This window comes from Blautia sp. AM28-27, from assembly GCF_003480905.1.
Classification (GTDB): Bacteria; Bacillota; Clostridia; order Lachnospirales; family Lachnospiraceae; genus Fusicatenibacter; species Fusicatenibacter saccharivorans.
The window spans coordinates 67,504-83,826 of record NZ_QUJK01000007.1; the positions used below are offsets into that span (position 1 = coordinate 67,504).

Consider the following 16,323-nt stretch of genomic DNA (forward strand, 5'->3'; position numbering starts at 1 on the left):
CGTTTATGACAAAAATACGATGCTGAAAGAAAACGACCATATAGGAACACCCGTGAAGCCCTATATGGTCGTTTTTTTCTCTGCGAATCTTCTAAATCTTTCTTTTTCCCTGCCGAAAAACAGAAGATTTTATTAAGGTTTCTGAAAACGAGCGGAACTGGGTTGTGTCAGGGAATGTTTTTGCGTATACTGATACGTGTTTGAGACAAGGGAGGACGGATTTTGAAGAGAGACGAGAGAAGAAAGTTTCCATACTATGGTATCCTGCCGCTAATTCTGACGCTGACAGCGAATTTTATCGCTTATTTTGGAACGCGGCCGTTTACCAGTTCGTGGAAACATTACAATATAGAAACGGTGCTGGACCAGCAGATCCCGGTGATCCCGTGGACGATCGTGATTTATTTTGGCTGTTATCTGGTCTGGATTGTAAATTATCTGATTGCCGCAAGCAGAGAGAAAGAATTTGTCTGGCGGTTCTTTGCAGCAGATGTTCTGGCGCGGCTTGTCTGTATGGCATTTTATCTGCTGCTGCCGACAACGAACGTAAGGCCGTCGATCCCGGAACAGGGATTCTGGAATCAGATGCTTGCCTTGCTCTACCAGATGGATGCGGCGGACAATTTGTTCCCATCGATTCACTGCCTGAACAGCTGGTTCTGCTATATCGCAGTCCGTGGAAGACGGGAGATTCCGCGCTGGTATCAGCGGTTCTCTTTCTGGGCGGCACTTGCCGTGTTTGTCTCTACGCTGACAACAAAGCAGCATGTGATTGCAGATGTGATTGGCGGAGCGCTTCTGGCAGAAGTGACGTGGCAGATCGCGGGACGCACGCATCTTGGTGCATGGTATGGCATGATATTGGAACGAAGGAGGTGGAAACGCCGTGCAGAGTAAGAAAAAAATGATCGTGAATACCGTTTTTCTCGTTGTGATTTTTGCGTTGACGATATACGGTGTTTTCCACGGCGAAGACCTTGGCGCAATGATGGAAGCAATGCGGCGGGCAGATGTGCGGTGGCTGTTGCCGGGACTGTTCTGTGTCGTGTTTTTTATCTGGGGAGAATCGATCATCATCTGGTACATGATGCATTCCTTCCAGATTCCGGTGAAGAAGCGGACATGTTTTCTGTTTTCTTCCGTCGGATTCTTTTTCAGCTGTATCACACCGTCCGCAAGCGGCGGCCAGCCGATGCAGCTCTACTATATGAAAAAGGAGAAAATATCTCTTCCGGTATCAACGGTGATTCTGATGATCGTCACGATCACCTACAAAGCGGTGCTGGTCGTGGTGGGACTTGGGCTTGTTCTGTTCGGACAGGGCTTCCTGCACCGGTATCTGACGGAAATCCTTCCGGTTTTCTATCTGGGAATCGGTCTGAATGTCTTCTGTGTCACAGCCATGCTTATTCTGGTTTTTCATCCGGCGCTTGCGCGGACAATTCTGGTTTTGGGACTGAAAATCGTGGAAAAACTGCATTTGATGAAACGAAAAGAAAGCCGCCTGAAAAAACTGGAAGCTTCCATGGAAGTCTACCAGAATACGGCAGCGTATCTTGGCACCCACAAAATGGTGCTGGTCAATGTCCTTGCGATTACCTTTGCACAGAGGTTTGCTTTGTTTGCAGCAACATGGTTTGTATACCGCGCCTTCCATTTATCAGGCATTTCCTTTATCACCATTGTGCTGCTGCAGGCGGTCATTTCCGTATCGGTTGACATGCTGCCGCTTCCGGGAGGAATGGGAATCAGCGAGACACTGTTTCTAAAAATTTTCCCGCCGGTCTTTGGAAGCACGCTGCTTCTTCCGGCAATGGTGCTTTCCAGAGGGCTCGGCTACTACGGGGAGCTGCTGGTGAGTGCAGTCTTTACCATCGTCGCACAGCTTACGATCGGGAATACGAAAAGAGAAAAAAGAGGGGGAACTACATATGATAGGGTTCTATGATTATACCGTAATATTAACATATATCAGCTTTGCATCGTCCATCAGCGGCATTTTTCTTGCAACGCGGGGACACTTTAACTGGGCGATTTTTTGTCTTGCTTTTTCCGGACTGTGCGATATGTTCGATGGAAAAATTGCGCGGACGAAGAAAAACAGGACCGAAGATGAAAAGCGGTTCGGCATTCAGATCGATTCGCTCTGCGATGTGGTCTGTTTCGGCGTCTTTCCGATCGTGCTCTGCTATGAGCTTGGCATGACACATTTTTACAGCATTCCGATTCTTATTTTCTACGGTCTTGCGGGCGTGATCCGTCTGGGATATTTTAACGTGATGGAAGAGAAGCGTCAGAATGAAACTTCGGAGAACCGGAAATATTACCAGGGACTGCCGATTACCTCGATGTCAGTAGCCCTGCCGCTGCTGTTCGTCTTTGCACCGCTCTGCCGCGGATACTTTCTGATCTGGCTGCATCTGCTGGTGCTGGCGGTCGGCGTTCTGTTTATCACGGATTTCCGCTTCCGCAAGCCGACGAATAAAGAGCTTGCTGTGCTGGTAGCGGTCGTTGGAGTGGCTGTGCTCCGCGGACTTCTGATCTGGAAGGGAGGAAGAACGGTTTGAGACTCTGCGCTTATCCTTACCGAAAACAGGGGAAAAATTATCCAAAGCTTGATCTGATCCGCGAGGAAAATGATCTGCAGGACCGTTTTCTACACATGATGTACAGCCATGCCGCCGGAAGAGCCGCGATGCAGCCGCTGGTTCAGTCATTTGTATCTCGTGCGGCAGGCTGCTTTCTGGACAGCCGCTTATCGGTGCCGCTGGTTGCACCGTTTGTAAAGAAAAATCATATTTCACTGAAGGAATGTACCGCAAAGCAGTTTATCTCGTTCAATGATTTCTTTGTGCGGAAGCTGAAAATGGATGCACGTCCGTTTTCCAATGCGCCGCAGGATTTTATCAGCCCGTGTGATGCGCGGCTTACGGTTTATCCGATTCATGAGAACGGGAAGTTTGAGATCAAGAACACAGAATATACGCTGGAACAGCTTCTGCGCGACCAGAAGCTGGCAAAACGGTATGAGGGCGGAACGTTATTTCTGTTTCGGCTTTCCGTGGACGATTATCACCGGTATCTCTTTGTGGATGACGGCGTCTGTTCGACGGAACGGCGGATTGAGGGTGTGCTCCACACGGTCAATCCGGCGGCGAATGATTTTTGCCCGATCTATAAAGAAAATACGAGAACCTACACGCTGCTGCAGTCCGCAAATTTCGGCACACTGCTGCAGATGGAGGTCGGCGCGATGATGGTCGGAAAGATTGTCAATGAAAATGCCGGAGCGGCGAGACGTGTACAGCGCGGCGAAGAGAAAGGCTATTTTGCCTTCGGTGGTTCGACAGTGATCGTTCTGGCACAGAAGGGAAGCGCAGTGCCGGAAAAACGGATCTGGAATTATTCGCGGCTTGGAATCGAAACACGGGTACGGCAGGGAGAAACGGTTGGGACGGCCGGAAGAACAGGGTAAAAGCAAAAAAAATGGATTGTGAGGAAATGATCTTCACAATCCATTTTTTGTTTAAACGTTTTTTATGCCTGCAGCCGTGCCAGATCCTGGTAGAATGTCGGATACGAGATATCCACACAGCCGGCGCGCAGGATTTCCGTCGGTGTCTCTGCGGCAAGCGAAGCGATTGCAAACGACATCGCAATGCGGTGGTCGAGGCGGCTGTCGATTTGGGCGCCGTGGAATGGTTTTCCGCCCTCAATGATCATGCCGTCGTCCGTGCCTTCCAAGGAAACACCCATCGCGGTGAGTTCGTTTACCATGATATCAAGACGGTTCGATTCTTTGACTTTCAGCTCCTCCGCATTCCGGATCACGGTTGTACCGTTCGCTGTGGCGGCAAGAACCGCGATGATCGGGATTTCATCGATCAGGGTCGGGATCAGTTCGCCCTCGATGACGGTGCCGGAAAGAGACGGCGTATAGCGCACGAGAAGGTCTGCAACCGGTTCTCCGCCGGAGTTCTGCTCATTCAGAAGTGTGATGTCAGCACCCATGGCGCGGCAGACGCGGAGTATACCGTCGCGGGTCGGGTTGATGCCGACATTTTTCAGGAGCACCTCAGAGCCTGGAACTATCAGCGCGGCGGCGATGAAGTAGGCGGCGGAGGAAATATCTCCCGGCACACGGACGAGATTTCCATGGAGATCCGGGTCCGGCAGAACCGATGCGGTCAGCCCTTCGGAGGCAACGTCGGCGCCGAAGAATTTCAGCATCAGCTCCGTATGGTTTCTGGAAAGAGCCGGTTCGGTAACGCTTGTTTTTCCGTCAGCATACAGTCCGGCAAGCAGGACACACGATTTGACCTGTGCGGATGCGACCGGCGAAAGATAGGAGATGGCGTGGAGCGGATGGCCGTTGATCGCAAGCGGCGCACAGCCGTTTTCCAGAATACTGCGGATGGAAGCGCCCATCTGGGTCAGCGGATTGATGATGCGTCCCATCGGCCGTTTCTGAATGGAGGTGTCACCGGTCAGTGTACTGGAAAAGTTCTGGCCGGAAAGAATGCCGGAGATCAGGCGTGTCGTTGTTCCGCTGTTTCCGCAGTCGAGAACGGCGGACGGAGCCGAAAGCCCGTGCAGGCCTTTTCCATGAACGAGGATGCGCTCCGGCGTGTTCTCGATCTCAATGCCCATACTGCGGAAGCAGGAGATGGTGGAGAGACAGTCGGCACCCTGTAAAAAGTTTGTGACTTCTGTGGTTCCCTCTGAAATGGCACCGAACATGACGGCGCGGTGGGAAATGGATTTATCGCCCGGCACGGAGATTTCTCCGCGCAGAGGACGTACTGCTTTCTGGAACTGCATAACGTAACTTCCTCCTGTCAAGATATACGCGCTTTTAATTGCGGATATGAATGGTATAGCCATGGTCTTTTAAGACCTTCCGGGCAAGAATGCCTGCCTGCTCTTCATAAAATTCAATGCGGAGAGCACCCTCTTCGAACTCGCGGTTATGCGTAATGCCGATATTTTTAATACTGATCTGGTTGATGGCAAGAATTGTTGTAACGGCTGCGATTCCGCCGGCTTCATCGAGCAGGTCGCAGTAAACGACGTATTCTTTCTTTGTCGGTCCATAGGAAGAATCTTCCATGGAATTCCGGTATTCGCGGGAATTTTCAAACATATTGTAGAGCTCGTGCCCCTTTTTGTTATCGACCAGATACTTTGCCTGGACGAGAAGGCGGATATAGGAATCCAGCACATTCGAGAGCTGCTTCTGGTTTGAGAGACAGATCTGCTGCCATACCTCCGGGGAGGAGGAAGCGATGCGGGTGATGTCCTTGAAGCCGCCTGCAGCAACGGTTTTCATCTGCTCTTCCGGTGTGTCCAGGGATGCGAGTGCATTGACCAGGGTAGCGGCAACGATATGCGGCAGATGACTGACACCTGCGGTGATGTAGTCGTGCTCTTCGTATGTTAAAACCATCGGGATCGCCTTTAAGGACTGGACAAGATCAACGAAAGCGGAAACTGTCGCGATCTCAACATCTGGTCCGGGTGTAATCATATAGTAAGCATTTTCCAGCAGGTAATCGGTGGCGCTGGAATATCCCGTCTTTTCGGAGCCTGCCATCGGATGGCCGCCGATAAACTGGTGCGTCATGCCGAGGGTCTCAACCGCCTGATGGATTTCTCCTTTTACACTTCCGACGTCTGTGATGATACAGCCCGGTTTTGCGATGCCTTTTACGAACGGAAGATAGGAGATGTTGGTGCTGACAGGAGCACATAAGAAGATATAGTCACAGTCGGCAAAGCGGTCGTCCCGTTCTTCCAGCGCGATATCAATCACGCCTTCCTGAATTGCCTCTTCGATCGTCGCTTTGGTGCGGCAGTAGGCCATCAGTTTATACTCCGGGTGAACCTTTCTGAGGGTTTTTGCAATGGAGCCGCCGATGAGGCCAAGGCCGATAAAGCCGATACAGATTTTTTCGGATGTATCACACATAATTCAAGTAGTCCTTTCTGACAATTTTCGTAGGTAAATCGTATAAAAGACATTGTAAAGCATCTGAAATCAAATGTCAAAGATTTCTTGCTTTAAAGCGACAAAGCATTTTTGAAAGGCAGCAATTTTGCTTGTTTTGCAAAATCCGGCAGATTCCACAGAAAAGCCAGATAGAAAAGCGGAAGAAGGGCAGAATAACCAGCTAAAATACATACAAAATTTAAAAATTCAGAAATATATTGTGAAATATGAATAATATACTTGCAAAAAAGCAAAAACTTTAGTAGAATAGTGACTATGATAAGAGGAACGGAAGACGTGAATCTTGATAAAAAGCAGAAAGGCGAATAAGAGCGGCCTTGCAATCTGCAAATTTACTTACATGGGAGGTATTACATATGGACGTTTTTAGAACTGACCGAATCAGAAATGTGGTGCTGCTGGGGCACAGCGGCTCCGGAAAGACAAGTCTGACCGAAGCTATGGCTTATCTTTCCGGTATGACAAACCGTCTCGGAAAAGTGACAGACGGAAATACCGTCAGCGATTTTGACAAAGAAGAAATCAAGCGCAAATGCTCTATTTCCACAACGCTTGTCCCGGTCGTATGGGGAAAAAATAAGATCAATGTTCTGGATACTCCTGGAATGTTTGATTTCGTAGGAGAAGCACAGGAAGCCGCTTCCGCAGCAGATGCCGCTGTAATCGTGGTATCCGGAAAGGCCGGCGTGCAGGTCGGAACCCAGAAAGCATGGGAACTCTGCGAGAAATACAATCTTCCGCGTATGATCTTCGTAACGGAAATGGATCAGGACGATGTCAGCTACCGAGAAGTCGTTGAGCAGCTCACCGAACTGTACGGAAAACGAATCGCACCGCTTCATATGCCTCTGCGTGAAAACGGTAAATTTGTAGGATATATCAATATTGTAAAGAACAAAGGCCGCAGATATATCGAAAAAGATAAAAAAGAAGAATGCCCGATTCCGGATTACTCCGTAGAATATCTGGAGAAGTACCGTGAAACCCTGATGGAATCCGTGGCAGAAACAAGTGAAGAGTTTATGGACCGCTACTTTGGCGGAGAAGAGTTCTCGGTAGCAGAGATTTCCGCAGCGCTTGCCATGAACGTAGGAGACGGCACCATCGTTCCGGTATGCATGGGCTCCCCGGTCAATCTGCAGGGCGTATCGAACCTTCTGGATGATATCTGCGGATACTTCCCGGATCCGTCCACCCGTCCGTGTGCCGGCATCAATCTCAATACGAACGAAATTTTCGAGGCAAATTACGACTTCGCGAAACCGAAGAGCGCGACCATTTTCAAGACGATCGTGGATCCGTTCCTTGGAAAATATTCAATGATTAAGGTTTGCTCCGGCGTTATTAAAAGCGATGATGTGCTCTATAATGTAGATCAGGAATCCGAAGAAAAACTGAGCAAGCTGTACGTGCTCGAAGGCTCCAAGCCGATTGAAGTACCGGAGCTTCATGCAGGAGATATCGGTGCCATCGCAAAACTCGGCGATGCAAGAACAGGCGATTCCCTTGCGACAAAGAACAATCAGGTCCGCTACGGAAAACCGGATGTTTCGACTCCGTACACCGCAAAACGATATAAACCGAAGAACAAAGCCGATGTAGATAAGATCTCCCAGGCCTTTGCCAAGATGATGCAGGAAGACCTGACTATGAAGGCAGTCAATGATTCTGCAAACCATCAGACATTGCTGTACGGCATGGGCGACCAGCACATCGATATTATCGTTAGCAAGCTGCTGGAGCGCTACAAAGTAGAAGTAGAGCTGTCCCGTCCGAAGGTAGCCTTCCGCGAGACGATCCGCAAAAATTCGGATGTAGAAGCAAAATACAAAAAACAGTCCGGCGGCCACGGCCAGTACGGTCATGTAAAAATGCGCTTCTCCGCTTCCGGAGATCTCGAAAAACCATACGTTTTCGAGCAGGAAGTTGTCGGCGGCGCCGTTCCGAAGAACTATTTCCCGGCTGTTGAAAAAGGTATCCAGGAAGCCGTACAGAAAGGCCCTCTGGCTGCTTATCCGGTAGTCGGCGTCAAAGCCGTTCTGTATGATGGTTCTTATCATCCGGTAGACTCCTCCGAGATGGCATTCAAGACCGCAGCGATCCAGGCGTTCAAGAAAGGCTTTATGGAAGCATCCCCGGTTCTCCTTGAGCCGATCGTTTCGATGAAGATCACTGTAGACGATAAATACACCGGCGATATCATGGGCGATCTCAACAAACGCCGCGGCCGTGTGCTCGGCATGAACCCGGATCACAAGGGCCATACGATTATCGAGGCTGATGTTCCGGAACTTGAGATCTACGGATACGGCACAACACTCCGCTCCATGACAGGCGGAAGCGGTGATTTCTCCTATGAGTTTGCGAGATATGAGCAGGCTCCGTCCGATATCCAGGCAAAAGAGATTGAAGCAAGAGCTTCGAAGGTTGAAAAAGCAGAAGAATAAAGCTTTATAAAATAGTGTGATAAAACAGAGAAAATCCGGTTTCGGGAGCAGAATTGCCCGGAAACCGGATTTTTCTGCGGTTTTTGAAGAAAAACGGAGGATATAGGAAAAAATAAATTGTAAAAACAGGGAAAGAGTGATAGAATACAGCTATATGTTCAAATGTGCATGCTGTCCTATGCGGCAGTGTGAGAAAAAAGAACTTTGAACTTGAACATGCAGGAGGTTACCTATGAGTAAAAGATATGAGCCACAGAACATTGAGAAAAAGTGGCAGAAGATCTGGCAGGACGAGAAAGCCTTTGCCGCCACAGATGATTATACAAAACCAAAATACTATGCACTCGTTGAGTTCCCGTATCCGTCAGGACAGGGACTTCACGTAGGTCATCCGCGTCCGTACACCGCACTGGACATTGTAGCCAGAAAGCGCAGAATGCAGGGTTACAACGTTCTGTATCCGATGGGCTGGGATGCATTTGGTCTTCCAACGGAGAACTATGCGATCAAAAACCACATTCATCCGAAGATCGTTACCAAAAACAACGTACATCACTTCAAAGACCAGCTTCAGTCTCTTGGATATTCCTTCGACTGGGACAGAGAGATCAACACGACGGATCCGGAATACTATCACTGGACCCAGTGGATTTTCCTGAAACTTTTCAAAGCCGGACTGGCATATAAAAAAGAAATGCCGATCAACTGGTGTACTTCCTGTAAGGTAGGTCTTGCAAACGAGGAAGTTGTAAACGGCGTGTGCGAGCGCTGCGGAAGCCCGGTTGTCCGCAAAGTAAAGAGCGAGTGGATGCTGAAGATCACCGAGTATGCAGACAAGCTGATCGACGGTCTGGACGGCGTTGACTATATTGAGCGTGTCAAAACTTCCCAGAAAAACTGGATCGGACGTTCCCACGGAGCAGAGGTTGATTTCTCCCTGAAAGATAAACCGGAGAAGCTGACTATCTATACCACACGCCCGGATACCCTGTTCGGTGTTACGTACATGGTACTCTCCCCGGAGCATCCGTACATCGACCAGTACAAAGATGAGATCAAGAACTGGGATGAGGTCTGCGCATACCGTGAGATGGCAGCCAGAAAATCCGATTTCGAGCGTTCCGAGCTTGCAAAAGACAAGACCGGTGTCATGATCGACGGACTTTCCGCAGTCAACCCGGTTAATGGAAAAGAGATCCCGATCTGGATTTCCGATTATGTACTGATGAGCTACGGCACCGGCGCCATCATGGCAGTACCGGCACACGATGAGCGTGACTGGGAGTTCGCAAAGAAATTCAACATGCCGATCATCGAGGTTGTTGCAGGCGGCGACGTACAGAACGAAGTTTACACCGACGTTGCAGAGGGAACTCTTGTCAACTCCGGTTTCCTGAACGGACTTTCCGTTGCGGAAGCAAAAAAGAAAATTCTTGAGTGGCTCGAAGAGAACCACGTTGGAAAAGCAAAAACAAACTATAAGCTGCGTGACTGGGTATTCTCCCGTCAGCGTTACTGGGGTGAGCCGATTCCGATCGTACACTGCGACAAATGCGGTTACGTTCCGGTTCCGGAAGAATCCCTTCCGCTGGAGCTGCCGGATGTAGAGAGCTACATGCCGACCGATAACGGCGAGTCTCCGCTGGCTGCCATGACAGACTGGGTCAACACCACCTGCCCGTGCTGCGGAGGACCTGCAAAACGTGAGACCGATACCATGCCGCAGTGGGCTGGTTCTTCCTGGTATTACATCCGCTATACCGATCCGAAGAACAAAGAGGCTCTGGCAAGCAAAGAAGCTATGAAATACTGGCTGCCGGTTGACTGGTACAACGGAGGAATGGAGCACACCACCCTTCACCTTCTGTATTCCCGTTTCTGGCATAAATTCCTGTACGATCAGGGCGTAGTTACCTGCCCGGAACCGTATCAGAAACGTACTTCCCACGGAATGATCCTCGGCGAGAACGGCGAGAAGATGAGTAAATCCCGTGGAAACGTTGTCAACCCGGATGATATCGTAGCTGAGTTCGGTGCAGATACCCTGCGTACGTACGAGATGTTCATCGGTGCCTTCGACTTAAGTGCATCCTGGTCTCAGGAAGGCGTAAAAGGATGCCGTCGTTTCCTCGAGCGTGTATGGAAACTGCAGGACAGCCTGGTAGACGGAGATTCCTACTCCAAAGAGCTGGAGTCCAAAATGCACCAGACCATCAAGAAAGTATCCAGCGACTATGAGTCCCTGAAATACAACACAGCGATCGCAGCCATGATGACCCTGGTCAACGAGTTCTACAAAGCCGGAAAAGTAACGAGAAAAGAGTTCGAAACCCTTCTGATCCTGCTGAATCCGGTTGCACCGCATATGACCGAGGAACTGTGGGCAGACCTTGGATACGAAGGCCGTCTGTATCAGACCGCATGGCCGGAGTTTGACGAGGAGAAGACGGTAGAGGCAGTAGCCGAGATCGCTGTTCAGATCAACGGTAAAATGCGCGGAACGATCAAAATCGCCAAAGATGCAGATAAAGAGACCGCAATCGCCGCTGCAAAAGAGGCAGTTGCAGACAAACTGACCGGAAACATCGTAAAAGAAATTTACGTACCGGGAAGAATTGTGAATATCGTTCAGAAATAATAATTATGTAAGCTGAAGAAAGGAGGCTGATTCTTGGAAAAAGAGTCAGTCTCCTTTTGCATAAATATTGCTGTTTAGCAAGGAGGGATACAAAATGGATCTTAAAACAATCAGACAGGAAGCGCGTGCCGTCGCAGAGGAGCTGATTACGACGGCGCAGATGAAACCGGGACAGACTCTGGTAGTGGGATGTTCTTCGAGTGAAATTCACAACAGTAAGCTTGGAACGGATTCCAGCCAGGAGATCGGGCAGGCGGTGTTTGAGGCGCTGTATGCGTGTACGAAGGAGCATGGGCTGTATCTGGCGGCGCAGTGCTGTGAGCATCTGAACCGCGCGGTTGTTCTGGAGCGTGCGGCGGCAGAAAAATACGGTTACGAGCCGGTCTGCGCGGTACCGTGGCTGCATGGCGGCGGATCGTTTGCGATGGCGGCATACTATGGATTGGAGGACGCTGTCACCGTAGAGCGTGTGCAGGCGCATGCAGGTATTGATATCGGTGATGTGCTGATCGGCATGCAGCTGAAGGCAGTAGCCGTTCCGGTCCGGGTATCGCAGAAAACGATCGGAGATGCGCACGTTGTCTGCGCGCGGACAAGACCGAAATACATCGGCGGCGAGCGGACGCATTACGCGGAAGATCCGGAGATGAGAAAGTAAGAAACTGTGATTTGTAAATCAAAAAATGCCGTACAGGCGGAGGAAAAATTTCCAACGCTGTACGGCATTTTTGATGGTTGGTTTTACGTTTTATTTCGCTTTTCTCGCTTCCCGTTTTCGCAGGAAGAAAATTTTCTGCTTCCGGTAAAAAGAGGAAATGGAATCCACGAGGATGCTCAAATATCGCAGAACCGGCTCTGTTGCGACAGAGAATACGACCAGCAGCATGATACATTTTCTGGACATATCAGAAATGGCGAACAGTTGGTTCAGATAGGTACTGCAGAAAATGAAGGCAATAATCGAGCCGATCAGGATCGTCCAGCGCATCCAGTTGAGCGGCTTGCTGATCCGGTAGAGAATCATAAAACCGACAATGGCGAGCAGTACGGTGGAAGCGGTCGAAATATCTTCCGAGCCGACCGCAAATTCCTGGCCGAAGACGACGAGTGTTGCGACCATCAAAAAGTCGGTCAGCGCCGCAGGCAGGGCCCGTGTCAGAATGTTCGTGATAAAGTGGCCCGCGATCCGGTTTTTGTTCGGCATCAGCGAGAGCAGGAAGCCTGGAATACCGATCGTAAACATACTGATCAGCGAGATCTGGGACGGCTCCAGCGGATACGTCACCATCGAGATCAGTGAGAAGATGGACAGCAGGAACGAGAAAATGTTCTTTACCAGGAACAGCGTTCCCGAGCGCTGCAGGTTGTTGACAACGCGGCGGCCTTCCAGTACGACAGAAGGCATCTTCGAAAAGTCGTTGTCCAGCAGAACGAGCTGTGCAGCCTGTGCGGCAGCGTCACTTCCGGATGCCATCGCAACGGAGCAGTCGGCATCCTTTAATGCGAGCACATCGTTGACACCATCGCCGGTCATCGCAACGGTCTTGCCGTTTTTCTTTAAAGCCTGGACAAACTGGCGTTTTTGGTCTGGTGTGACACGGCCGAACACGGTGTATTTCAGGATTGCTTCTTCGAGCTCTTCCGGTGTCTTTAGAGTGGAAGCATCAATATAATCCTCTGCGTGTGCAATCCCTGCCTGGCGGGCAACCTCAGATACCGTTACCGGAGTATCACCGGAGATGACCTTGACATGGACACCCTGATCTTCGAAGTAGCGGAACGTTTCCGGTGCTTCTTTTCGGATCGGATTGGAGAGAAGCACGTAGCCAAGCGGCGTGACACGGCCGGAGAGTGCTTTTCCATCCGGTACAGTTTCGGATGTGCCGAAGACGAGGAGACGGAATCCCTTTGAGGTATACGCTTCAATTTCACTCTGATAGCGTGCAAAATCATCGCGGAGAACGAACTCCGGGGCACCGAGCACGTAGGAGACATCCGAAAATGTCACACTGGAATACTTGAATTCCGAGGAGAACGAAGTCATCGAAACGGCAGTTTTGCCGTTGTTGTCTTTAAAATATTCTTTCAGTGCCGCCATAGTAATGTTGTCGTTTGACATGGCAGATGCGAAATCACCGACCGCAAGGGAAAGCTCTTCTTTCTGCAGTGCGGGAGCATTTTTGCCGGATTCTGTATCAGGGACTGAACTGGAGCCGACCAGAATCAGATCATGTACTTTCATATTTGTCTCGGTGATGGTTCCCGTCTTATCGACACAGAGCACGTTGACGCGAGCCAGCGTCTCGATACATTTCATATCATGCACGAGAACCTTCTGCGAAGCCAGCCGCATAACGCTGACGGCAAGGGCAACGCTTGCAAGCAGGTAAAGACCTTCTGGGATCATGCCGAGCACGGCGGCCACCATCGAGGTAATGCTCTCACGGAACGTTTCGTGGGAGACGAAAAACTGCTGGCCGAAGAGCAGAAGACCGATCGGAATGATCAGAATGCCGACAACCTTTACCAGCTTGTTGAGGGAGCGGATCATCTCGGACTGTTCGCCCTCTTTCATGGCCTTTGCCTCGAGGGTCAGACGGGAAATGTAGGAATCTTCACCGACCTGGGTCAGACGGCTCTTGCAGCTTCCGGAGACGATAAAACTTCCGGACATCAGCTCGTCGCCCGGGCGCTTGGTAATCTCATCGGATTCACCGGTAAGCAGCGATTCGTTGACCTGTACCTCACCTTCAAGCACGACGGCATCAGCGCAGATCTGTTTTCCTGCGGTAAATACAACAATATCATCGAGTACGAGATCTTCCGCGGCGAGTGTTACCTCAGCCCCGTCACGGATCGCAGTAGCCTTCGGCGCGTTTAAAACAGACAGCTTTTCCAGCGTCTTTTTCGCCTTGATCTCCTGTACAATACCGATCAGCGTGTTCGCGATGATGACCGGCAGAAACGTAAGATCCCGGAACGAACCGGCAAGGATCAGAAAGATGGCAATAATCAGAAAAATCAGGTTGAAATACGTACAGACATTGCTCTTTACGATCTCGGCCGTTGTCTTGGACGGAGGTTCCACCGCACGGTTGGTCCAGCCGTTCTCGCGGTACTCGGCAACCTGCTCGGCGGAAAGGCCTTCGGAAGGGTCTGCCTCATAACGCGTCGTTGGAACACGGCGGTGAATGATTTCGGGAATTGTTTTGTTCATAACAGTTATATTCCTCTCCGGCCGTCCTGATAAAGAAGAGACAGCCTCACTGTGGTTTGTTTGAAAAAGATCACGTCTGGAATCTTTTTCCATACTAAGAAGTATACCATAGAGCATCGAAAAAGAAATGAAGGAAGTATTAAATTTTACGAAAAAAAGACTTTTCGCAAAGAGGAACAGATAGGAATGTGCGAAAAGTCTTTTGTATTCTGAATTTAGTCCTGTACTTCCTGAAGATTGCGGATGTTCGGCTCCGCCATCATGGAGTAATTGGTGTAATAAACAACGAAGCCCGGTTTGCTTCCGTTTGGTTTGCGCAGGTTTTTCTTTAAGGTGTAGTCGATTTCCACCTTCGGTGCCTGTCTGCCTTTCGAGTAATAGGCGGCGAGAGCAGCGGCCTCTTCGTAGACGGAATCCGGCAGCTCTTTACCGTTCGTCTTTACGATGACATGGCTGCCCGGCTGGCCTTTCGCGTGGAACCACCAGTCGTTGCCGGAGGCGAATTTAAACGAAAGTTCCTCGTTCTGGAAGTTGTTCTTGCCGACATAAATGTCAAAGCCCTCGGAAGAGCGGTAGTGGAACGGATGGGAGGTGATTTTCTGCTTTTTCCCTGTCGGTCCCTTGCGGCGGATGTAGCCGTACTCGATCAGCTCTTCTTTTAACTGCACCAGATCCGCCTCATCGAGCGCAATATCAAGCGCCGTGCTGATGGATTCGAGATGGTCGATTTCCTCTTTCGTCTCGACAAGAAGTTCCTCGAGTGCCTCACGGGTCCGCTTCAGCTTTCCGTAGCGGTCGAAGTATTTTTTTGCATTTTCGCCGGCAGAGAGCGTTCCGTCGAGTGGAATCGTGATTTCCTCGCCGTTATAGTAATTGACGGCGTTCAGCGAAGTATCGCCCGGCTGGCAGCTGTAGCCGTACGTATTTAAAAGCTCACCGTAAATCCGGTATTTTTCCCGCTTGTCGGTGTCTTTTAACTGTTTCTGCTGCAGGTCGTATTTTTTGACATTCCGTTCGAGTGCGGTATTGACGACACGGCGCAGATCGGAAGATTTCTGACGGATGCGGGTGATGCGGTTTTTCATGGCATAGTATGTTTCCAGTACACCGGAGATCGAATCGTATGTTTCCTCCCGCAAATCCTGATACTGCGTCAGTTTCAGTGCGGAAAATTCTTTCGGCTCATCGCCCTGGTATACGATGTTCGGCGTAAATGCGCCGTTTTTGATATCCTCAATCAGATAAGAGAAGGTGCGGAACAGATGAAGCTTCGCATTTTCTTCGAGTGCATTGACCGCAAATCCGCCGTCGATGCCGGCGCGGCAGCAGACTTCCTCCGCCATCAGCGGGCTGAAGCCGGTAAGGGAAGTGTAGATTGCCTTTGCGGCAGCCATCGGTTTCGTGCAGACGAAATCGAAAAATTCTTCTTCTGTGATCGTGAGCGGATCTTTCTTATCCTGCGTGTGCGGAATGAACCAGGTGCGGCCCGGAAGAACCTCACGGACAGAACTCATGTTGGCGGAAATATGTTTGATACTGTCAAGGATCGTATTGTCCTCCTGACAGAAGATCAGGTTGCTGTGTTTTCCCATGATCTCCACAATCAGCTTCTTGCGGCAGATATCGCCGAGTTCGTTCAAATGCTCGAGCTCAAAAATAAGAATACGCTCGAGTCCCGGCTGGGTAACGGAGAGAATGCGGGCGCTGCCGATGTGTTTGCGGAGCAGCATACAGAAATTCGGTGCGGTCATCGGGCCGGGCTTATTGTTGTCCGTCAGGTAGATCAGCGGAAGCGAAGCACTTGCCGAGAGGAGAAGACGGTAAACGGTACGGTTGTTTTTTATTGTAATCATCAGCTCGTCGTTTTCCGGCTGTGCGATCTTGTTGATCTTTCCGCCGACGATGGTCTGATTCAGTTCCTGTGCAATATTTGCAATGGTAATTCCATCAAAAGCCATAGAAAATATCTCCTTTGTTTGAAATTCTAGTATTTTCATTATAATACAGAAAA

General features: G+C 50.1%; 11 protein-coding genes. 7 read left to right on the plus strand and 4 right to left on the minus strand.

Annotation, left to right across the window (positions count from 1 at the left end):
- The first annotated feature begins 222 nt into the window (after positions 1 to 222).
- From DW743_RS11010 to DW743_RS11025, 4 genes are read left to right on the plus strand one after another with little or no spacing between them, the layout of a single operon-like run.
- Positions 223 to 897: a phosphatase PAP2 family protein gene (locus tag DW743_RS11010; protein WP_022461411.1), complete on the plus strand. Its 675-nt coding sequence runs from the start codon at positions 223 to 225 to the stop codon at positions 895 to 897.
- Complete coding sequence (locus tag DW743_RS11015; RefSeq protein WP_117761566.1) at positions 887 to 1,948, plus strand: lysylphosphatidylglycerol synthase transmembrane domain-containing protein; 1,062 nt, start codon at positions 887 to 889, stop codon at positions 1,946 to 1,948. The genes DW743_RS11010 and DW743_RS11015 overlap by 11 nt, the downstream gene beginning before the upstream one ends.
- The gene (locus DW743_RS11020; protein WP_117510194.1) at positions 1,932 to 2,567 is read left to right on the plus strand and encodes a CDP-alcohol phosphatidyltransferase family protein; all 636 of its coding nucleotides are present in this window, start codon (positions 1,932 to 1,934) and stop codon (positions 2,565 to 2,567) included. Before DW743_RS11015 ends, DW743_RS11020 begins: the two co-directional genes overlap by 17 nt.
- Complete coding sequence (locus DW743_RS11025) at positions 2,564 to 3,475, plus strand: phosphatidylserine decarboxylase (RefSeq protein WP_243004576.1); 912 nt, start codon at positions 2,564 to 2,566, stop codon at positions 3,473 to 3,475. Before DW743_RS11020 ends, DW743_RS11025 begins: the two co-directional genes overlap by 4 nt.
- A gap of 62 nt (positions 3,476 to 3,537) precedes the next feature.
- Here DW743_RS11025 and aroA read toward each other — a convergent pair whose 3' ends face one another.
- Positions 3,538 to 4,821: a 3-phosphoshikimate 1-carboxyvinyltransferase gene (gene aroA / locus DW743_RS11030; RefSeq protein ID WP_117761565.1), complete on the minus strand. Its 1,284-nt coding sequence runs from the start codon at positions 4,819 to 4,821 to the stop codon at positions 3,538 to 3,540.
- A gap of 34 nt (positions 4,822 to 4,855) precedes the next feature.
- The gene (locus tag DW743_RS11035) at positions 4,856 to 5,968 is read right to left on the minus strand and encodes a prephenate dehydrogenase (RefSeq protein ID WP_117761564.1); all 1,113 of its coding nucleotides are present in this window, start codon (positions 5,966 to 5,968) and stop codon (positions 4,856 to 4,858) included.
- Positions 5,969 to 6,366: 398 nt separating this feature from the next.
- On the opposite strand from DW743_RS11035, the gene DW743_RS11040 reads away from it, so the two are divergent.
- The 3 genes from DW743_RS11040 to DW743_RS11050 all read left to right on the plus strand — a co-directional run bounded on the left by DW743_RS11040 (position 6,367) and on the right by DW743_RS11050 (position 11,753).
- Entirely contained in the window at positions 6,367 to 8,457 is a 2,091-nt protein-coding gene (locus DW743_RS11040; protein WP_022461417.1) for an elongation factor G, read from the plus strand.
- Between the two features lie 232 nt (positions 8,458 to 8,689).
- Entirely contained in the window at positions 8,690 to 11,095 is a 2,406-nt protein-coding gene (gene leuS / locus DW743_RS11045; RefSeq protein WP_117761563.1) for a leucine--tRNA ligase, read from the plus strand.
- Positions 11,096 to 11,189: 94 nt separating this feature from the next.
- A complete protein-coding gene (locus DW743_RS11050) occupies positions 11,190 to 11,753 on the plus strand; it encodes a TIGR01440 family protein (protein WP_117761562.1) in 564 nt (187 codons plus the stop codon).
- Between the two features lie 90 nt (positions 11,754 to 11,843).
- Here the strand turns inward: DW743_RS11050 and DW743_RS11055 are convergent, their stop codons facing one another.
- Together DW743_RS11055 and DW743_RS11060 are read right to left on the minus strand one after the other, a co-directional pair.
- Positions 11,844 to 14,312, minus strand: coding sequence for a cation-translocating P-type ATPase (locus DW743_RS11055; RefSeq protein ID WP_117761561.1), 2,469 nt, complete (start codon positions 14,310 to 14,312; stop codon positions 11,844 to 11,846).
- A 215-nt stretch (positions 14,313 to 14,527) separates the two neighbouring features.
- Positions 14,528 to 16,270, minus strand: coding sequence for an Rqc2 family fibronectin-binding protein (locus DW743_RS11060; protein ID WP_117761560.1), 1,743 nt, complete (start codon positions 16,268 to 16,270; stop codon positions 14,528 to 14,530).
- Positions 16,271 to 16,323 lie beyond the last annotated feature (53 nt).

What these genes read in the sequence shown, in the direction of transcription:
- DW743_RS11020 (WP_117510194.1), top strand. Translation starts at nt 1,932, where the DNA reads ATGATAGGGTTCTATGATTATACCGTAATATTAACATATATCAGCTTT.
- aroA (WP_117761565.1), bottom strand. Translation starts at nt 4,821, where the DNA reads ATGCAGTTCCAGAAAGCAGTACGTCCTCTGCGCGGAGAAATCTCCGTG.
- DW743_RS11035 (WP_117761564.1), bottom strand. Translation starts at nt 5,968, where the DNA reads ATGTGTGATACATCCGAAAAAATCTGTATCGGCTTTATCGGCCTTGGC.
- DW743_RS11040 (WP_022461417.1), top strand. Translation starts at nt 6,367, where the DNA reads ATGGACGTTTTTAGAACTGACCGAATCAGAAATGTGGTGCTGCTGGGG.
- leuS (WP_117761563.1), top strand. Translation starts at nt 8,690, where the DNA reads ATGAGTAAAAGATATGAGCCACAGAACATTGAGAAAAAGTGGCAGAAG.
- DW743_RS11050 (WP_117761562.1), top strand. Translation starts at nt 11,190, where the DNA reads ATGGATCTTAAAACAATCAGACAGGAAGCGCGTGCCGTCGCAGAGGAG.
- DW743_RS11055 (WP_117761561.1), bottom strand. Translation starts at nt 14,312, where the DNA reads ATGAACAAAACAATTCCCGAAATCATTCACCGCCGTGTTCCAACGACG.
- DW743_RS11060 (WP_117761560.1), bottom strand. Translation starts at nt 16,270, where the DNA reads ATGGCTTTTGATGGAATTACCATTGCAAATATTGCACAGGAACTGAAT.